This window comes from Sinomonas sp. B1-1, assembly GCF_050474465.1.
GTDB classification, from domain to species: domain Bacteria; phylum Actinomycetota; class Actinomycetes; order Actinomycetales; family Micrococcaceae; genus Sinomonas; species Sinomonas flava.
The window spans coordinates 475,122-492,400 of sequence record NZ_JBCHVF010000002.1 but is presented as its reverse complement, the minus strand read 5'-3'; the positions used below and the strand labels follow the sequence as shown (position 1 = coordinate 492,400).

Genomic DNA, 17,279 nt, shown 5'->3' with positions numbered 1-17,279 from the left:
CGTGAGACTGAATGCCGGTTGACCTGAAACGGAGTTTCACGCCACACTCGATGTGGCCTACGCCACAGTAACGTCCCGTCAGGAGCCTCCATGAACCTCGCCGAGCACCTCGTCGCCACAGCGTCCCGGCACGGCGGCCGCACCGCCATCACGTGCGCCGGGGAGGCCTGGACCTACGCCGACCTCGAGGACGCGACGGCCCGGCTCGCCGGCATGCTCGTGCGGGCCGGGATCGCCCCCGGGAGCCGCGTGGGCGTGATGCTGCCGAACGTCCCCGAGTTCGCCGTCGCCTACTACGGCGCCCTGCGGGCGGGCGCGATCGTCGTGCCGATGAACCCCATGCTCAAGGAGCGCGAGATCGCCTACTACCTCGGCGACTCCGGCGCCGAGGTGCTCCTCGCCGCCTCGGCCGTCGCGGACGAGGCCGCGGCGGGCGCTCAGGGCGCCAGGACGCGGATCATCACGGTCGAGCCTGGCGCCTTCGCGGGTGTCCTCGAGGGCGAGGAGCCGCTCGGCGACGTCGCCGAGCGCGCCGAAGGCGACACCGCGGTGATCCTCTACACCTCGGGCACCACGGGCCGGCCCAAGGGCGCCGAGCTCACGCACCGGAACCTCATCCTCAACGCGGACCTGACCGTCCGCACGCTCCTGACCCTCACCTCGGAGGACGTCGTGTTCGGCGGCCTGCCCCTGTTCCACACGTTCGGCCAGACCTGCGCCCTCAACACGACCGTCCTGGCCGGGGCGACGATCGCCCTGCTGCCGCGGTTCGCCCCGCAGGACGCCCTCGAGATCATCGAGTCCCAGCGGGTGACCGTCTTCGCGGGCGTCCCCACCATGTACGGCGCGCTCCTGAACCTGCCGGACCACGGCCGCTACGACACCTCCTCCCTGCGCGTGTGCATCTCGGGCGGCGCGGCCCTGCCCGTGGAGGTCCTGCACCGGTTCGAGGACGAGTTCGGCTGCATCATCCTCGAGGGCTACGGCCTATCCGAGACGTCCCCGGTCGCCGCGTTCAACCACCCCGACCGCGTCCGGAAGCCCGGCTCGATCGGCACCGCCGTGGAGGGCGTCGAGCTGCGCGTGGTCGGGCTCGAGGGCGAGGAGGTGCCCGAGGGCGAGGTGGGGGAGATCGCCGTCCGCGGGCACAACGTCATGAAGGGGTACTGGAACCGGCCCGACGCCACCGCCGAGGCCATCCGCGACGGCTGGCTGCTCACCGGGGACATGGGCCGCGTCGACACCGACGGCTGCTACTCGATCGTGGACCGCAAGAAGGACCTCATCATCCGCGGCGGCTACAACGTCTACCCGCGCGAGGTCGAGGAGGTCCTCTACGAGCACCCTGCCGTGGCAGAGGCCGCCGTCGTGGGCATCCCGGACCCGGAGCTGGGCGAGGAGGTGGTGGCCGTCGTCGCGCTCACCGCGGAGGGCGCGGCGACCGCGGAGGAGCTGCGCGACTTCGTCAAGTCGCAGGTGGCCGCCTACAAGTACCCCCGCGAGGTGCGGATCGTGGACCAGCTGCCCAAGGGCCCCACGGGCAAGATCCTCAAGCGCGAGATCCGCTCGGGGCTGGCCCCGGCGCACGACGCCGCCGGGTCGCCGAGCGCGGGGAACGCCAGCTAGGACTGGTCCGGCGGGGCGACGCGGCTCGCGGCGTCGCGTGCCTGGAGGGCAGCGGTGAGCCGGGCGACCTGCTCGGTGAGGGCTTGGACCCTGGCTTCGAGCGACTCGTCGAGGGCCTCGACCTCCGCCTCGACCTCCTCGACCTCGGCCTCGACCTCATCCAGCTCGGCGGCCGTGCGCGCGGACACGCTCTCCACGAGCCACGCGGCGATGGAGGCCGTGATGACGCCGAGCACCGCGATGCCCGAGACCATGAGGGCTGCCGCCACCAGCCGCCCGATCACCGTGATCGGGTAGTGGTCGCCGTAGCCGACCGTCGTGATGGTCTCGAGGGCCCACCAGATCGCGTCGCCGAAGCTGCGGATGTTGGCCCCGGGGATGTTCTGCTCGACGTCCTCGACTGTGAGCGCACCGCAGTAGGCGAGGGTCGCCGCGGCGGCAATGACGTACACGACGAGGCGCCCGCGGAGCGCGGAGCCCGCCTTGTTGTGGACGATCCGCAGGAAGGTCACGAGCCGCAGCGGCCGCAGGGCCGGCAGCGCGAGGATCGCCAGCTCGTGCAGGTTCCGGATGAACCAGCGCCCGCGGCGCGGGGCCAGCCACAGCTGGCCTGCGTAGTCCACCACGAACACCGCCCAGGCTCCCCACAGGAAGATCTCTGCCCAGAGGCCCTCCTCGGGATCCAGGTTCCCGATCACCTGCACGGAGTACGCGGCGAGGAACACGAAGGCGGCGGCGAGCGTGGGCCACTCAGTCAGCTTCCGCCATCGCTCCTGGGTCATCTATCGAAGGGTACCGCCGGAATCACGCCCCGCCGCGGTGCTGCTTCAGCACGTCGAGGCGGGCGCGGTACTCGGCCTCGTCGATCTCGCCGCGGGCGAAGCGGTCCGCGAGGACCTGCTCGGGTCCGGGTCCGGGGCCGGGGTACTGCCCGGGAGGCATGCCGCCCGGCATCGCCCCGCCGCCCCACCCGGGCTGTCCCCAGGATCCCGAGCCCTGCCCGCCGTGCCGGACGGAGCGGGCGAGGAACACGATCCCCGTGATGATGGCACCCCAGAACAGCAGGAAGCTCAGGATCATGAAGATCCAGCCCCACACGCCCATGTTGCCGTTCCAGTACATCATCGCGGCCACCTCCGATCGGTAGGGGACGCCGTCCGCGTCCCCTACCCGCAGTGTCCGCCCGCCCGGCGCTCCTGCCCAGAGTCCACGGGCCCTACTTCGCCCGCGCCTGGGCCGCGGCGCCGTACGCTGATGCCATGGATGCCGCCCTGATGGCCCGGGTCCTCGCACTGCGCTTCCTGTGGCGCGCCCGCGACCGCTGGAGCGCCGAGCGGATCGCCGCCCACCGCGAGCGGGCCGTGGCCGCGGCCCGTCGCCACGCCGTCGAGCGCTCCCCGTTCTACCGCCGCCTCCACGCCGGGCTCGAGGACGCGCCCCTGACGGCGCTCCCGCCCGTGACCAAGGCCCAGCTCATGGAGCACTGGGACGACGCCGTCACCCGCCCCGGCCTGCGCCTCGCCGACGTCGAGGCGCACCTCGCCGACCTCGTGGAGCACGACGGCAACCCCGGACGCCCGTGGCGCGGGCGCTGGTGGGCCGCGGCCACCGCGGGCACGACCGGCCGCCGCGGCGTCTTCGTCTGGGACCGCCGCGAATGGGCGACTGCGCTTGCCTCCTACTCGCGTCCCAACGACTGGGCCGGCATCAAGGCCGGCCCCCTGCACCCTCCGCGCATCGCCTTCGTCAGCTCGGCGCGCCCCACCCACGCCTCGGCACTGCTGGGGGCCACCCTGGGCGCGGTCACCCCGACCCTCCGGCTCGACGCCGGCGCGCCCCTGGCCGAGACCGTCGCCGCGCTGAACGGCTTCGCCCCGGACATCGTGGTGGCGTACGCGTCGGCACTGCGGCCCCTCGCGGCCGAGCAGGCGGCGGGGAAGCTGCGCATCTCCCCGCGCCAGATCACGAGTTCCTCCGAGGTGCTTTCCGCCCAGACGGCGCGCGACGTCGAACGCGCGTGGGGCATCCGGCCCCTGGACTCCTATGCCGCCACCGAGACCGCGGCCATCGCGTCCGTCTGCACAGCCGGGCGGCGGCACCTCTACGAGGACCTCGTCATCGCCGAGTCCGTCGACGCCCGCAACCGGCCCGTGCCGCCGGGGACGCCGGGGGAGAAGCTCCTCGTCACCGTCCCGTTCGCGCGGACCCTCCCGCTCATCCGCTACGAGATGTCGGACCGCCTGGTGATCGACCGCCCGGGCTGCCCCTGCGGGCGCGCCTTCGCGATCGTCACGCGGATCGACGGCAGGGCCGAGGACGTCCTCGAGCTGCCCGGCGTCCACGGAGCCGTGAGCGTCCACCCGATCGTGTTCGAGGACGCGCTCGAAGACCTGCCCGCCACGGGGTGGCAGGTCGTCCAGCGCCCGGACGGCATCGACGTCCTCCTCGAGGGGCTCCCACCGGGGACGGAGACGGACGCCGTCGGCGCCCGGGTCGAAGCCGCGCTCGCCGCGGCGGGCGCCGCGGGGGTCCCCGTGCGCATCGTGCCGGTCGCCGCACTCGAGCGCACGGCCCTGGGCAAGGTGCCGCTCGTGCGAGGCCTGCCCCGCGCATGATCCCTGCGATACCCTGTGCCCGGGGAGAGGGGCCGGAACGGACAGCAATGACGCGCGCGCGTCCCCTCGCCACGGCCCCCGCCCTGGCCCCCGCGGCCGCCCTGGCCGCCGTAGCCCTGGCACTGGTCATGGCTGGCTGCACCCCGGCCTCCACAGCTCCGGCGGCCTCGTCGTCGGCCGCTGCCAGCACCCCGACGGGCGGTGCGGAGGCCGGGAACGGCGCGTCGCCGTCGTCGTCTGCCCCGGCGATCGCGAAGGTGAGCGACGACGAGATCCGCACCGCCTTCAACGACGCCGCTAAGGAGATGCAGGTCCCCGGCGCGGTCCTGCTCCTGAAGCGACCCGGCCAGCCGAACCTTGAGCTTGCATACGGGACGCGGGAGCGCGGCGGCGGGGAGGCGGTGACGGTCGGGGACCACATCCGGGTCGGGTCCAACACCAAGACCTGGACCGGGACCGCCATCCTCCAGCTCGCGCAGGAGGGCAAGATCGGGCTCAAGGACCCGGTCTCGAAGTACCGCGACGGAGTGCCGAACGGGGACAGGATCACCATCGAGCAGCTGCTCGAGATGCGCTCGGGCCTCTACAACTACACCTTCGACCCGGACTGGAACCGGGCCGTCGACGCCGACCGGATGCGCGTGTGGAAGCCCGACGAGCTGCTGAAGGTGGCGTTCTCGCACGCGCCCACGTTCGACCCGGGCGCGAAGTGGGAGTACTCGAACACGAACACCGTGCTCCTCGGGACGATCGCGGAGAAGCTGGACGGCAAGCCGCTCGAGCAGATCTTCCGCGACAGGCTCTTCACCCCGCTCGGGCTGACCGAGACGCAGCTCCCGGCCCCGGACTCCTCGGCGATCGCGGCCCCATTCGCACGCGGCTACTCGTACGGGACGTTCGAGAGCACGATCGAGACCTCCCTCCTTCCGCCGGACCAGCTCGCCTCCGCCCGCGCCGGCACGCTCGCCCCGACGGACTACACGGAGGTGAACCCCTCATGGGCGTGGGCCGCGGGATCGGGGATCTCGACCGCGCCCGAGCTCGCAACCTGGGTCGAAGCCCTCGGCTCGGGCAGGCTTCTCTCCGCGGACATGCAGCGCACCCGCATGGAGAGCATCCAGATGACCCAGCCCAACGCCGGCTACGGCATGAACATCGCGCAGTTCGGGGCGATGTTCGGCCACACCGGGGAGCTCCCAGGCTACAACTCCTTCATGGGATACGACCCGGCGAACAGGGTCACGCTCGTGACGTGGGCCAACCTCGCCCCGCTTCCGGACAACCGCGCCCCCGCGACCGAGCTCGCCAAGCTCGTCATCGGGAAGCTGTACCGGGCATCCTGAGCGGGGCCCTTGACCGGGCCCCGAGGGGTTTGTAAAATCGAGTTACAAATTAACAGGCCGGCCCGGATATTCCCCAGCTGACGGGCCGGCCGCACTCTTCGGCCAGGCCACGGTCTTCGGGCCGGGCACCTACAGGGGCCACGCACGACGGCGGCGACGCACCCAGCGCGGATGCGTCGCCGCCGTCGTGGGCAGTGCGGGCAGGTCAGCCGAACGTCGAAGACGTCGCGTAGCCCTTGCCGTTGTACTTCTGGACGAGCACGGTCGAGATGGCCGGCTGGCCGTCCTTCGTCGTGTCCACCGAGGTGCCCTTGAGCATGAGCGGCGCCTCGAGGCCCTTGATGTTCCTCAGCGCCTTCATGAAGCTGTCGCGGGTCGGGTCGGTCATGCTCCCGAACGCCTTCTCGAGGGTCGCTCCGGCGATGTAGCTCCACATGCAGTGCGGGAACGCGGGGGCGTCCGAGTAGTTGCCGTACTGCTTGAGGTCGGAGAGGAACTTGACCACGTCGTCGTCCTTCGCGAACTCGGGGCTCTGCGGCGCCTTCGCGAAGGCGACCGTGTACACGCCCGGGTACGCGGTGGCGCCGCCGGGCTGCAGGATCGCGGTGGGGCTGGACGTGTTGGAGGGCAGGAACCAGCTGGGCTTCCAGCCGATCTGCTGCGCCTTCTGCAGCGAGGCGATGACGAGCGGGGTGATCGACATGGCGTTGAAGAACACGTCGGCGCCCGTCGCGGCGAGCTGGGTGAGCTGCGCGTCCACGGACGTGTCCGTGGCCTCGTAGGTCTGCTCCCCGACGACCGTGATGTTCGAGTTGCCCTTGATCGCGTCCTTGAAGCCCTGGACGTAGCCCTTGCCGTAATCGTCGTTCTGGGACAGGATCGCGACCTTGTGCGCTCCGCCGGACGCCGCGACGAGCTTGCCGAACGCCTCGCCCTCGTTCTGGTAGATCGGCACGAGGCCGAGCTGCCAGGGGCTCTGCTTCTGGTCGCTGAACAGCGGGTCGCCCGTCATGACGAGGATCTGGGGGACCTTCTGGCTGATCGCGGCCTCGCGGAAGGCACGGTTCGTCGGGGTGCCGAGGCCGATGCCCTCGGCGAAGACGTTGTCCGAGACCATCTGCTGGAAGTTCGCCAGCGACTTCTGCGGGTCGTAGCCGTCGTCGTAGGTCTTGATTTCGACCTTGCGGGTCTTGCCGTCACCGAACTTGATGCCGCCCTCGGCGTTCTTCGCGCCGAAGTACGCCTTGGCGCCGGCGACCGTGCAGGTGCCCGGGCCAGCGGTGGCGCCGCTGAGTGGCGTCGTGATGCCGAGCGTGATGGTGGTGTCCGTGATGCCGGGGGAGGCCGCCGAGCCCCCGCCCCCGCCGCTCTCGTTCGCGCTTCCGCGGCAGCCTGCCAGGGAGAGCGCGAGGACCGACGCCACTGCGACGGCGCCGAGGACTCCGTGCGTCCTTCTTCGTTCCTTCATGACGGATCGTGCCTCTCTGTGGTGGCGGGTGCTGTGCCTGGGGGTGCTGTGCCTTCGGGTGCTGGGTTCTGTGGTGCCGGGTCCGGGGAAGCGTGGCTCGAGGGCGGTGTTCCGGCAGGGGCCGCCCGGGCCGGCTTCCGGCGGGTGAGGCGCCGGAGCACGCGGGGGAGGCTCACGAGCCCCTCGGGCAGCAGGAACAGCACCGCGAGGAGGATCACGCCCTGGCTGATCGTGGTGAAGTTCGGGTCGACCGCATTCGTGAGCTGCGGGACGAACACGTAGTACGCGCCGCCGATGAGCGAGCCGACGATGCTCCCCGCCCCGCCGATCACCATCGCCGCGAGCAGGCTGATCGAGTGCCCGAAGCTCAGCGTCTCCGGGGACGTGTACTGCACCGCGGCGAGGTAGAGGAAGCCGCTAGCACCGCCATAGACCGAGGCGATCGTGAAGGCGAGGACCTTGGTCCAGTACGGCGAGATGCCCATCGAGGCCGCCACCGCCTCGTTGTCCTTCACGACGGCGAACGCCCGGCCGTACTTGCCCCGGACCAGGGCCCGGGCCAGCAGGAACCCGCCGGCCGTGACGATCAGGATGATGTAGTACTGCCACTGGTCGTTGAACAGGCCCGACCAGTCGGGAGCGGTGGAGAAGATCGCGGAGATTCCCTGCGAGCCGCCGGTGAACATGTCGAGGCGCTTGGCCAGGGGGACGCCGACGATCGGCAGGGCGATGGTGACCATCGCGATCGCGAGGCCGCCCAGCCGGGCCGCGGCGAGCGCGAGGAGCAGCCCCACGAGGCCGGCGATGACGCACGCGGCGACGAAGACGATGAGGATGTTCCAGCCCTGCTTGACGCCGTAGGCCGTCACGTAGGCCCCGAGCCCGAGGAAGAAGATCTGGCCCAGGTTGACCTGGCCGGCGTAGCCCATGACGATGTTCAGGCCCAGGACGGCGACGGCGTACACCCCGACACGGACAAGGCTCTGGTTCGTGATCGCGGGCAGGAAGAGCGGTGCCGCGAGGAGCACGATCACGACCACGGCGATGAGCGCGATCCGTGCCGCCCTGCTGCGGAGGGATGAACTGAGGGTTGCCATCAGACTCGCACCACGACCTTCCGCCCGAACAGGCCCTGGGGCCTCAGCACGAGGATCACGAAGATGAGCACGAACGGCACCGCGATCTTCAGGTCGTGCCCGATGAGCGGGATGTACACGGCCACGAGGTTCTCCAGCACGCCGATCGCCCAGGCCGCGGCTACGGCGCCGACCGGGCTGTCGAGGCCGCCGAGGATCACGGCCGCGAGCGCGTAGACGAGCGCGCCGTCGAGCATCCCCGGGGTGAGGGTCAGCTGCGGTCCGACGAGGGCGCCTGCGATGGCCCCGAGCGCGGCGGCCAGGCCCCACCCGACCATGAGGAGCCGCCCGACTGGGAGCCCGGAGAGCGCGGACGACGCCGGGTTGTCGGCGACCGCGCGCAGGGCCAGTCCGAGCTTGGTCTTCATGAAGAGCAGCTGGAGGATGCCCATGATCGCAAGGATCGTGAGGGTCGTCGCGAGCGAGCGGAGGCTCACGACGGCGCCGAGGATGTCCACGCTCGTGAGCGGGAAGAGCGAGGGGAACTGCCGGTTGTTGTACCCCCAGACCACGGCGACGATCCCCGTGACGAGCGTGAGCAGGCCGATGGTCGCGACGACGGCCGTATCCGGGTCGCCGCGCTCGAAGCGTCGGATGAGGAAGCGCTCGACCAGCGCGCCGATGCCGAACGAGGCCAGGACCGCGACGAGGAGGGCCAAGATGAGCGGCAGGCCCGCCTCGAGGAAGGCGTAGGCGAGGTACGCGGACAGGACGGCCATGCCGCCCTGCGCGAAGTTGATCAGGCCGGTGGCCTGGTTGACGAGCACGATGGCGAGGGCGAGGGCGGCGTAGACAGAACCCGTCGAGAGGCCGTCCACGGTGAGCTGGATGAAGGTTTCCACGCGGGTCAGCCCCCCAGGTAGGCGCGGCGGATCTCGTCCATGCCCTTGAGCTCGGCGGAGGTCCCGGTCAGCACGCTGTGGCCGGTCTCGAGCACCGTGGCGGTGTCGACGAGGGTGAAGGCGAGGTTGGCGTTCTGCTCGACGACGAGCATCGCGATGCCCGACTCGACCCTGAGACGGCGGATGGCCTCGTACACGGTCTTGGCGGTTCCGGGGGCCAGCCCGAGGGAGGCCTCATCGAGCAGCAGCAGCTTGGGCTTGGCCATGAACGCCCGCCCCACCGCGAGCATCTGCTGCTCGCCGCCAGACAGCGCGGCCGCACGGGAGCCGATCCGTTCCCTCAGCTGCGGGAAGAGGTCGAGGCAGTACTCGATGTCCGCCGAGATCTTCTTGCGGTCTTTGCGCATGTAGGACCCGACGAGGAGATTCTCCCGCACGGAGAGCTGCGCCAGTGTCCCGCGGCCCTCGGGGACGTGGGCGATCCCGAGCGCCGCGACCTGGTCGGGGCGGCGTCCGCGGATGTCCCGGCCCGCGAACCTGATGCGGCCGCCGGTGCGGACCGTGCCGCTGATGGCGCGCAGCGTCGTCGTCTTCCCTGCGCCATTCGCGCCGAGGATGCCCACGGAGCCGCCCTCGGGCACGGTGAGGGAGACGCCGTCGAGCACCTGGACCGGGCCGTAGGAGGCGGTGACGCTGTCGAGTTCAAGCAGCGTCATCCGCGGCGTCCTTCCCGATGTAGGCCTCGATCACGCGCGGGTCGGACTGGGCCTGGGCGGCCGTGCCCTCCATGAGCTTGCTGCCGTGGTCCAGCACGACCACGCGGTCGGTGAGCGCGGAGATCAGGCCCATGTGGTGCTCGACGATGACGATCGTGATGTCCTGCTCGGTGCGGACCTGCCTGACGGTGTCGATGAGCTGCTCGACCTCGCCGTGGGAGAGCCCCGCAGCGGGTTCGTCGAGCAGCAGCAGGGACGGCTTCGACAGGAGCGCGCGCCAGAGCTCGATGCCCTTGTGGAGCCCGTGCGAGAGCTCGTCCGCGGGCAGGTGGGCCGCCCAGCCGAGGCCAGCGCGCTCGAGCAGCTCGAGGGCCTCCGCGCGCATCGCGCGCTCGGCGCGGGTGGTGTGCGGCAGCGAGAGGGCCCACGAGACCGGGCCGCCCGGGAGCCGCAGGTGCCCGCCGAGGAGCACGTTCTCGAGGACGGTCGCCCGCAGCTGCAGCGCGGGGTGCTGGAAGGTGCGCGAGAGGCCGAGCCGTGCGAGCCGCGACGGGGCGCTGCCCACCACCTCGGTGCCGTCGATCGTGATCGAGCCGGAGCTCGGCTTGTAGTGCCCGCTGATGCAGTTGAACAGCGAGGTCTTGCCGGCCCCGTTGGGCCCGACCAGACCGAAGATGCTGCCGGGCTCGACCTCGAAGCTCACGTCCTGGAGGACCTTGACGCCGCCGAAGTGCAGGCTGACGTCGTTCAGGGTCAGGCGTGCCGCCATCCCGCACCCCCTTCCGCGTCGTCGCCCTCGAAGAGCGCGGCCGATGTGACTGCTGTCACTGACGCTACGGATCCGGAGACGAGATTGTCAACGATTTTGGATGGGTCTTAGGATTGCAGCCGACGCCGTCGCCTGCGTCGGGGCCGCCGCCCTGTCCGCCGATTCCGGGGAGTGAGTGCACATGTCGTCAGCCGCGGAGAAGGCGCCGGCGGGGGCGGCTGTCCCGGTGGGGGAGCGGGGCGTCGCAGACCTGATCCGCGACGCGATCATGCGCGGCGAGTACGCGCCGAACCAGCGGCTCATCGAGGCGGACCTGACCGAGGCGTTCTCGGCGAGCCGGGCCACGGTGCGCACGGCACTGCTCGAACTGGCGGCCGAGGGCCTGATCGAGAGGCTGCCGAACCGTGGGGCCCGGGTCCGGGCGGTGACGCTCGAGGAGGCCATCGAGATCATCGAGGTGCGGATCGGCGTCGAGGGCCTGTGCGCGGCCAAGACGGCGTCGAGCCTGTCCGAGGCGGATGCGGAGGCCTTCGCGCGGCTCCGTGCGGACATGGTCGCATCCGTCGCGGAGGGCGACCTCGTGGAGTACGCGCGGCTGCACCAGCTGCTCGACCGGCGCGTCCGGGAGCTGGCCCATCACGGCACCGCCGCGGAAGTGCTCGGGCGCCTGCACGCGCAGAGCGTCCGCCACCAGTTCAAGCTCTCGTCGCGTCCGGCGCGCGCCAAGGTCTCGGTGCTGGAGCACGCCGCCATCATCGACGCCATCCTGGCCCGTGATCCCGATGCCGCCGAGCAGGCGGTGCGCCGCCACCTGCTCAGCGTCATCGACGCGCTCCGGGAGCTGACCGCCTGACCCCCGGCCTCAGCGGCTCCCGGCGCCGGCGGTCCTCCAGCCCCCGTGGTACTCGGTGCGGGCCGTCACCGAATACGGCGCAGGGCTCACGACGGCGCGCACGCTGATCTGCTCGTGCGGCTCCACGGTCGTCTTGCGGGACCCGCCGTCGGGCTCGCCCCACATCACGCGGACCTCGGCGCCGAGCGGGACGTTGGGATCCAGGGTCGCGAGCGAGAGCCCCCGCCGCTCGTTGGCGGTGAGCCCGGTGAAGAGCGAGAGGCCCACCACGGCGCCGTCGGCGTCGACCACCGAGTCGTAGTTGGACGAGCCGTAGTTGGCGTTGGGCACGTCGAAGAACTGGTAGCCCGGCCGGTCGCGGTCCAGGAACGAGGCCCAGATCTCCGCGAGGTCGTCGTCGTTCCACGCGAGGGTAACCTTGCGGCGCTGCGCGGCCGGCTCGAGCTTCTCGAGGGCGTCGCGGCCGATGAAGTCGTGGTCGAACTTCACGAAGGACCCGTAGCCGAGCTCCCACGGGTTCAGGTAGTAGTCCTCGATGTCCCCGGACACGAAGGAGCCGGCGAGGGCGTTGATGGCCTCGTAGCTGTTCGCGGGCAGCCACTGCCGGTAGGACCGCTCGGCCTCGCCCGTGTAGATCGCGGGCAGGGGCGAGGGGATCCAGCCCGACTCGAGGGTGTTCGAGGAGTAGGCCCGCGAGCCGCACGGCTCGATGCCGAACTCCGCGCCGGCTTCGAGGACCGCGTCGCGGATCGCGCCGTGCTGGGCGTAGGGACCCCAGATCTCGAGGCCCGGCGCCCCGGCCATGCCGTGGCGGAGCGTGCGGACCTGCTCGCCGGCGATCGTCATGTGGCCCATGTGGAAGAACTTCACCTTCTCGACCGGGCCGCCGGCGAGCTTCTCGATGATCTGCCACGCGTTGGGGCCCTGGATCTGGAAGCGGTAGTACGAGCGCGTGACGGCGGCGCCGTAGGGCCTCGAGGGGGAGCGGTCGTCGTAGGCGACCTCGACGTCGTAGCCGCCGGTCTCGGCGTGGAACTGGAGCCAGTTCGCCACGGGCGCCCGGCCGACGAACACGAAGTCCTGCTCCGCCTCGTGGAACAGGATCCCGTCTCCGATCACACCGCCGTTGGATGCGACCGGCACGAACTGCTTCGCGGTGTCCACGGGGAAGTTCGCGAAGCTGTTGATGCCCGTGTCCGAGAGGAGCCTGAGCGCGTCCGGCCCCTTGAGGAAGAAGTTCACCATGTGGTGCGACTGGTCGTAGAGGACCGCGGTCTCCCGCCAGGCCTTCTGCTCGCGCCGCCAGTTGGTGAACTCGGCGGGGACCACCGGGTAGATGTACGTGCCGAGCTGGGAGTTGCGCAGGAGCTCGACTGTGCCCTGCGGCGTGCCGCCCGCCGCGTCGAGAACGTCCTGGAGGTTCTGGGGTGCCATCGTGCCGATCTCCTTCGGTTGACGCGATTGTGGACAATAATGTATTGGACTGCTTGACCTGAGACCAGAGCGGTGGTTGTCTGGCACCAACCCCCGCCTCAGGGCGCCTGCCCTGCGCCGAAAGGAAAGGTCGACGATGACCTCCGAATCCCTCGCCCAGGCGATCGCCCGAGCCGGCAGCCCTGTCGAGCTCCTGCGCAACCAGAACTGGCCTGCCTTCACCTTCCCCGTGGCCCCCGAGTTCACGAACTGGCGCGACGAGATGCGCGCGTGGAACACGACGGTGGCGCTCATGGACCAGTCGCACCACATGACGCAGCTGTTCCTCTCGGGGGCGGACCTCATCCCGCTGCTGTCCTCGATCTCGCCGAACACGTTCGGCACGTTCCGGCAGGGTGTCGCGAAGCAGCTCATCGCCGTCAACCAGGACGGCTACCTGATCGGCGACGGCATCCTGTTCTACAACGCCGAGGGCCCGGAGGGCATCGTGCTCATCGGCCACCACCTCCTCATCGACTGGGTGCGCTTCAACGTCGAGAAGGCCGAGGCCGACGGGCGGGACGTCCACTACCGCCTCGAGGCGAACTCGCACATGCGGCAGGGCCCGCCCACCTTCTACCGCTACGAGCTCCAGGGCCCCCGCGCGAACGAGGTCATGGAGAAGGTCTTCGCCGGGCCGATCCCGGAGATCAAGTTCTTCCACATCGGCGACGTCGAGATCGCCGGCCGACCGGTGAAGGCGCTGCGCCACGGCATGGCCGGGCAGCCCGGCTTCGAGTTCTACGGTCCGTGGGAGGACAACGAGGCCGTGCTCGAGGCGCTCATGGACGCGGGCGCCGAGTTCGAGATCCGCAGGGTCGGGGCGAAGGCGTACTCGGCCTCCCCCCTCGAGTCGGGCTGGGTCCCCACGCCGTTCCCGGCGATCTTCGACGACGACCTCGCCGAGTACCGGGACTGGCTCCCGGCGGCCCGCGCGGGGTCCATCGGAGGCTCGCTGTATTCGGCCGACGTCCACGACTACTACATGACCCCCTACGACATCGGCCTCGGCAAGTCGGTGCGCTTCGACCACGACTTTCACGGCCATGCGGCCCTCGAACGGCACGCCGAGGACCAGCGCCGCCGCAAGGCCACGCTGATCTGGAACGCGGAGGACGTCGCCGCCGTCGTGCGCTCGCAGATGGAGCCGGGGACGCCGGCCAAGTACCTCGACTTCCCCAAGGCCCGCTACGGGCTGTTCCAGATGGACGAGGTCCTCAAGGACGGCCAGCGGGTCGGGATCTCGACCGACGCCGGGTACGTCGCCTACGACCAGCTGTACATGTCCCTCGCCACGGTCGACACCCAGGTGCCGGACGGGACCGAGGTCGAGGTGGTGTGGGGCGAGGACCCGGTCTCGCGCAAGGCAGCGGTCGACGCCGACCACCGCCAGGTGCGCATCCGCGCCACCGTGGCCCCCGCCCCGTACCACGAGTTCGCCCGGACGGTGTACCGCGCATGAACGGCAGGCCTGGGGGATGAAGGCGATCGAGACGTTCCACACGCACTGGACCCCGATCGTGCAGAAGTGACACCGTCAGGAGGCACACCATGACCGAGACACTCAGCACCGCCGCGCCGAAGGCGCCCGTCAGCACCGGGCTGTACATCGGGGGCCGGGAGCGCCAGGCCGCCGCGACGCTCGAGGTCCCCGACCCGGGGAATCCGGGCACCGTCGTCGGGCACGCCGCCGCAGCGAGCCCCGCCGACGTCGACGACGCGATCGCCGCCGCGAAGGAAGCGTTCCCTGCGTGGTCCGCGCTGAGCGCGCAGGAGCGCGCCGAGCACATGCGGGCGGCGATCGAGGGCATCGCCGAGGCCCGCGACGAGGACGCGGCGATCCTGTCCCAGGAGAACGGCAAGATCCGCATGGAGGCGTGGGTCGACTCGCTCGTGTTCGAGATCCGCTGGAACCTCGCCGTCGCCCTGGCGGACGAGGTCGACACCGGCAAGGTCCTGGACCCGGCTCCCGGCATCCCCGTCACGACCACGGTGAAGTACCAGCCGCTCGGCGTCGTCACCGTGATCGTGCCGTTCAACTGGCCCATCGCGATCCTCGGCGCGTCCCTGCCGCACGCCCTCATCGCGGGCAACACCGCCATCGTCAAGCCGCCGCCCTCAACCCCGCTCGCGACCACCCGCGTGGTCCAGCGCGTCGCGGAGAAGCTGCCCCCGGGAGTCCTGAACGTCGTCACGGGCAAGGACGCGGACATGTCCGCGCTCATCACGAGCCCGGACGTCGCGAAGGTCTGCTTCACCGGCAGCGTCGCGGGCGGGAAGCGGATCATGGAGATGGCCGCGAAGTCGCTCACCCGCGTCACCCTCGAGCTCGGCGGGAACGACGCCGCAGTCATGCTCGAGGACGCGATCGTCGACGACACCCACCTCGACCGCCTCTACGCGGCGATCTTCGACACGACCGGGCAGATCTGCATGAACGCCAAGCGCGTCTACGTGCACCGCTCCCGGCTCGACGAGGTGGTCGCCGGCCTCTCGGCGCGGCTCGAGAAGGCGGTGATCGGGTACGGGCTCGACGAGGGCACCACGATGGGGCCCCTCAACTCCTCCGCGCAGAAGGCCTTCGTCGCGGAGATCATCGAGGAGGCCAAGTCCTCCGGTGCGGACGTGCGCGAGTTCGGCGCGCTGCCGACCGACCCGGAGCTGGCCGGCGGCAACTTCCTGCGCCCGGCGATCGTCGTGGACCCGGACCCGTCGCTGCGGGTCGTGACCCAGGAGCAGTTCGGCCCAGTGATCCCCGTGATCCCGTTCGACACCGAGGACGAGGCCATCCGCGCCGCGAACGACACGTGGGCCGGGCTCTGCGGGTCCGTCTGGACCGCGGACCCCGACGCCGCGAACCGCGTGGGCGGGCAGCTGGCGTGCGGCTACGTCTGGGTCAACGACCATGGCGCCACGAGGCTGGACCTGCGCGCACCCTTCGGCGGCATGAAGCAGTCCGGCTTCGGCCGGGAGCAGGGGATCGAGGGCGTCCGCGCCTTCCAGGACACCCGTTCGATCGCGCACCTCGACCCGGACGCGCTCGCGGCCGGCTGAGCGTCCATGGGTCGCGAGGCGCGGGAGCAGGCATCCACCCGGGTGCGGCGCCCGCGCCTCGCGCTCCTGGCCGCGGTCCTGCTCGTCGCGGCGAACCTCCGCTCGCCGATCACCGGAGTCGGGCCGCTCCTGAACCAGATCGCGGCGGACCTGGGGACGACCGAAGCAGCGCTGGGGCTGCTCGCGGCCATCCCGCTCATCGCGTTCGCGGTCGTCTCGCCGCTCGCCCATGCCCTCAGCGCGCGGTTCGGCACCGGCCCGGTGGTGCTCGTCTCCCTCGTCGCCCTAGCACTCGGAACGCTCTGGCGCTCGGTGCCGGGCGCCGAGGCGAACGTGTGGGCCGGGACGGTCCTCGTCGGCTCGGCCCTCGCCATCGCGAACGTGCTCCTGCCCGCCGTGATCAAGAGCGACTTCGCCGACCGCGTCCCTGCCGCCACCGCCGTCTTCACCGCGACGCTGAGCGGTTTCGGCGCGCTCGCCTCGGGCGTGGTGGTGCCGGTCTCGCACCTCGACGCCGGCCAGGGACCGCTCGGCTGGCGCTGGGCGCTCCTCGCCTCGGGTGCCCTCGTCCCGGTGGCGATCGCCGTCTGGGCTGCCGCCCACGGGCTGCGTCGCCGCGCGCCGTCGTCCGCCGCCCGCGCTGGAGTGGCGCACGACGCCGCCCGGCCGCCCGCCGCGGGGCGCGGCCCCTCGCGTCTGGGGGTCTGGGGCGACGGGGTCGCGTGGCAGGTCCTCGCGTACATGGGTGTGCAGGCGATGACGTTCTACATGCTCGTCACCTGGCTCGCGCCGCTCTCGCTGAGCAACGGCAGGCCCGAGGTCGTGGCGGGCGCCGACGTCATGCTGCTGCAGGTCAGCTCGCTGGGCGGCTCGCTCGTCACCCCGTTCCTCCTGCGGGGCCGGCTCGCCCGGTGGGCACCCGCGCTGATCCCGGTGGTCGGGCTCGCGGCCATGGCGGGCCTCCTCGCCGTACCGGGCCTGTTCCTCACGTGGGTGCTGCTGTTCGGGCTGTCCTCGGGCGCGTCGCTGGCCACCTCGTTCAGCCTGTTCAGCCTGCGCGCAGGGACTCCGGCTGTCGCGGCGCGGCTCTCGGGCATGGCCCAGTCCGGCGGCTACGCGATCGCCGCGGTGGGACCCGTGGCGTTCGGCGGGCTGCTCACGGCCACGGGCGGGTGGCTCGTCCCCCTGCTGTTCGTGGTCCTCGTGCTGGGCGCGCAGCTCGCGGTGGGGCTCGCCGTCGGCCGCGAGCGGCACGTGCTGGCCGGCCCCTGACAGATACCTATAGACAGTCCCTATGTGCATAGGTAAAGTCGAAGGAGGCGCACCGCCGCGCCGCCGAAAGGAGTCCGGCACCGTGAGCAGAACCGCCCCCGCGAGGAACCGT

15 protein-coding genes are annotated in these 17,279 nt (G+C 71.2%); 7 read left to right on the top strand and 8 right to left on the bottom strand.

Annotated elements, in window-relative coordinates; genetic code table 11:
* Positions 1–90 precede the first annotated feature (90 nt).
* Positions 91–1,626: a long-chain-fatty-acid--CoA ligase gene (locus tag ACQ5BE_RS06865; protein ID WP_430296235.1), complete on the top strand. Its 1,536-nt coding sequence runs from the start codon at positions 91–93 to the stop codon at positions 1,624–1,626.
* Here ACQ5BE_RS06865 and ACQ5BE_RS06860 read toward each other — a convergent pair.
* Together ACQ5BE_RS06860 and ACQ5BE_RS06855 are read right to left on the bottom strand one after the other, a co-directional pair.
* Positions 1,623–2,408, bottom strand: coding sequence for a potassium channel family protein (locus ACQ5BE_RS06860; RefSeq protein WP_430296233.1), 786 nt, complete (start codon positions 2,406–2,408; stop codon positions 1,623–1,625). The two genes, ACQ5BE_RS06865 and ACQ5BE_RS06860, sit on opposite strands and share 4 nt — an antisense overlap.
* A gap of 22 nt (positions 2,409–2,430) precedes the next feature.
* Positions 2,431–2,751 (bottom strand): SHOCT domain-containing protein, encoded by a 321-nt coding sequence (locus ACQ5BE_RS06855; RefSeq protein WP_430296232.1) that lies wholly within the window; start codon positions 2,749–2,751, stop codon positions 2,431–2,433.
* Between the two features lie 134 nt (positions 2,752–2,885).
* Between ACQ5BE_RS06855 and ACQ5BE_RS06850 the strand changes: the two genes are divergently transcribed.
* Together ACQ5BE_RS06850 and ACQ5BE_RS06845 are read left to right on the top strand one after the other, a co-directional pair.
* Positions 2,886–4,241 carry a phenylacetate--CoA ligase family protein gene (locus ACQ5BE_RS06850; protein ID WP_430296231.1) on the top strand — a complete coding sequence of 452 codons (1,356 nt, stop codon included), beginning with the start codon at positions 2,886–2,888 and terminating at the stop codon, positions 4,239–4,241.
* Between the two features lie 47 nt (positions 4,242–4,288).
* A complete protein-coding gene (locus tag ACQ5BE_RS06845) occupies positions 4,289–5,584 on the top strand; it encodes a serine hydrolase domain-containing protein (protein WP_430296230.1) in 1,296 nt (431 codons plus the stop codon).
* 205 nt (positions 5,585–5,789) lie between these two features.
* Here the strand turns inward: ACQ5BE_RS06845 and ACQ5BE_RS06840 are convergent, their stop codons facing one another.
* Genes ACQ5BE_RS06840 through ACQ5BE_RS06820 form a run of 5 tightly spaced genes read right to left on the bottom strand, consistent with a single transcriptional unit; the run spans position 5,790 to position 10,515 of the window.
* Positions 5,790–7,052, bottom strand: a complete 1,263-nt coding sequence (locus ACQ5BE_RS06840) for an ABC transporter substrate-binding protein (RefSeq protein WP_430296228.1) — start codon at positions 7,050–7,052, stop codon at positions 5,790–5,792.
* Positions 7,049–8,149, bottom strand: a complete 1,101-nt coding sequence (locus ACQ5BE_RS06835) for an ABC transporter permease subunit (protein ID WP_430296226.1) — start codon at positions 8,147–8,149, stop codon at positions 7,049–7,051. Before ACQ5BE_RS06835 ends, ACQ5BE_RS06840 begins: the two co-directional genes overlap by 4 nt.
* Positions 8,149–9,030 carry a branched-chain amino acid ABC transporter permease gene (locus ACQ5BE_RS06830; RefSeq protein WP_430296224.1) on the bottom strand — a complete coding sequence of 294 codons (882 nt, stop codon included), beginning with the start codon at positions 9,028–9,030 and terminating at the stop codon, positions 8,149–8,151. Before ACQ5BE_RS06830 ends, ACQ5BE_RS06835 begins: the two co-directional genes overlap by 1 nt.
* Before the next feature lie 5 nt (positions 9,031–9,035).
* Positions 9,036–9,746 carry an ABC transporter ATP-binding protein gene (locus tag ACQ5BE_RS06825; protein WP_430296223.1) on the bottom strand — a complete coding sequence of 237 codons (711 nt, stop codon included), beginning with the start codon at positions 9,744–9,746 and terminating at the stop codon, positions 9,036–9,038.
* Positions 9,733–10,515: an ABC transporter ATP-binding protein gene (locus ACQ5BE_RS06820; RefSeq protein ID WP_430296222.1), complete on the bottom strand. Its 783-nt coding sequence runs from the start codon at positions 10,513–10,515 to the stop codon at positions 9,733–9,735. The genes ACQ5BE_RS06825 and ACQ5BE_RS06820 overlap by 14 nt, the downstream gene beginning before the upstream one ends.
* A gap of 181 nt (positions 10,516–10,696) precedes the next feature.
* Here ACQ5BE_RS06820 and ACQ5BE_RS06815 point away from each other — a divergent pair, with 181 nt between their 5' ends.
* Complete coding sequence (locus ACQ5BE_RS06815; RefSeq protein WP_430296220.1) at positions 10,697–11,368, top strand: GntR family transcriptional regulator; 672 nt, start codon at positions 10,697–10,699, stop codon at positions 11,366–11,368.
* Positions 11,369–11,377: 9 nt separating this feature from the next.
* Here ACQ5BE_RS06815 and ligM read toward each other — a convergent pair whose 3' ends face one another.
* Positions 11,378–12,802, bottom strand: coding sequence for a vanillate/3-O-methylgallate O-demethylase (gene ligM, locus ACQ5BE_RS06810; protein WP_430296219.1), 1,425 nt, complete (start codon positions 12,800–12,802; stop codon positions 11,378–11,380).
* Positions 12,803–12,938: 136 nt separating this feature from the next.
* On the opposite strand from ligM, the gene ACQ5BE_RS06805 reads away from it, so the two are divergent.
* From ACQ5BE_RS06805 to ACQ5BE_RS06795, 3 genes are all read left to right on the top strand, one after another.
* Positions 12,939–14,303, top strand: coding sequence for an aminomethyl transferase family protein (locus ACQ5BE_RS06805; RefSeq protein ID WP_430296218.1), 1,365 nt, complete (start codon positions 12,939–12,941; stop codon positions 14,301–14,303).
* A gap of 89 nt (positions 14,304–14,392) precedes the next feature.
* On the top strand, positions 14,393–15,895 hold the full coding sequence (locus tag ACQ5BE_RS06800) for an aldehyde dehydrogenase family protein (protein ID WP_430296217.1): 1,503 nt from the start codon (positions 14,393–14,395) through the stop codon (positions 15,893–15,895).
* A gap of 6 nt (positions 15,896–15,901) precedes the next feature.
* Positions 15,902–17,167, top strand: a complete 1,266-nt coding sequence (locus ACQ5BE_RS06795; RefSeq protein ID WP_430296215.1) for an MFS transporter — start codon at positions 15,902–15,904, stop codon at positions 17,165–17,167.
* Positions 17,168–17,279 lie beyond the last annotated feature (112 nt).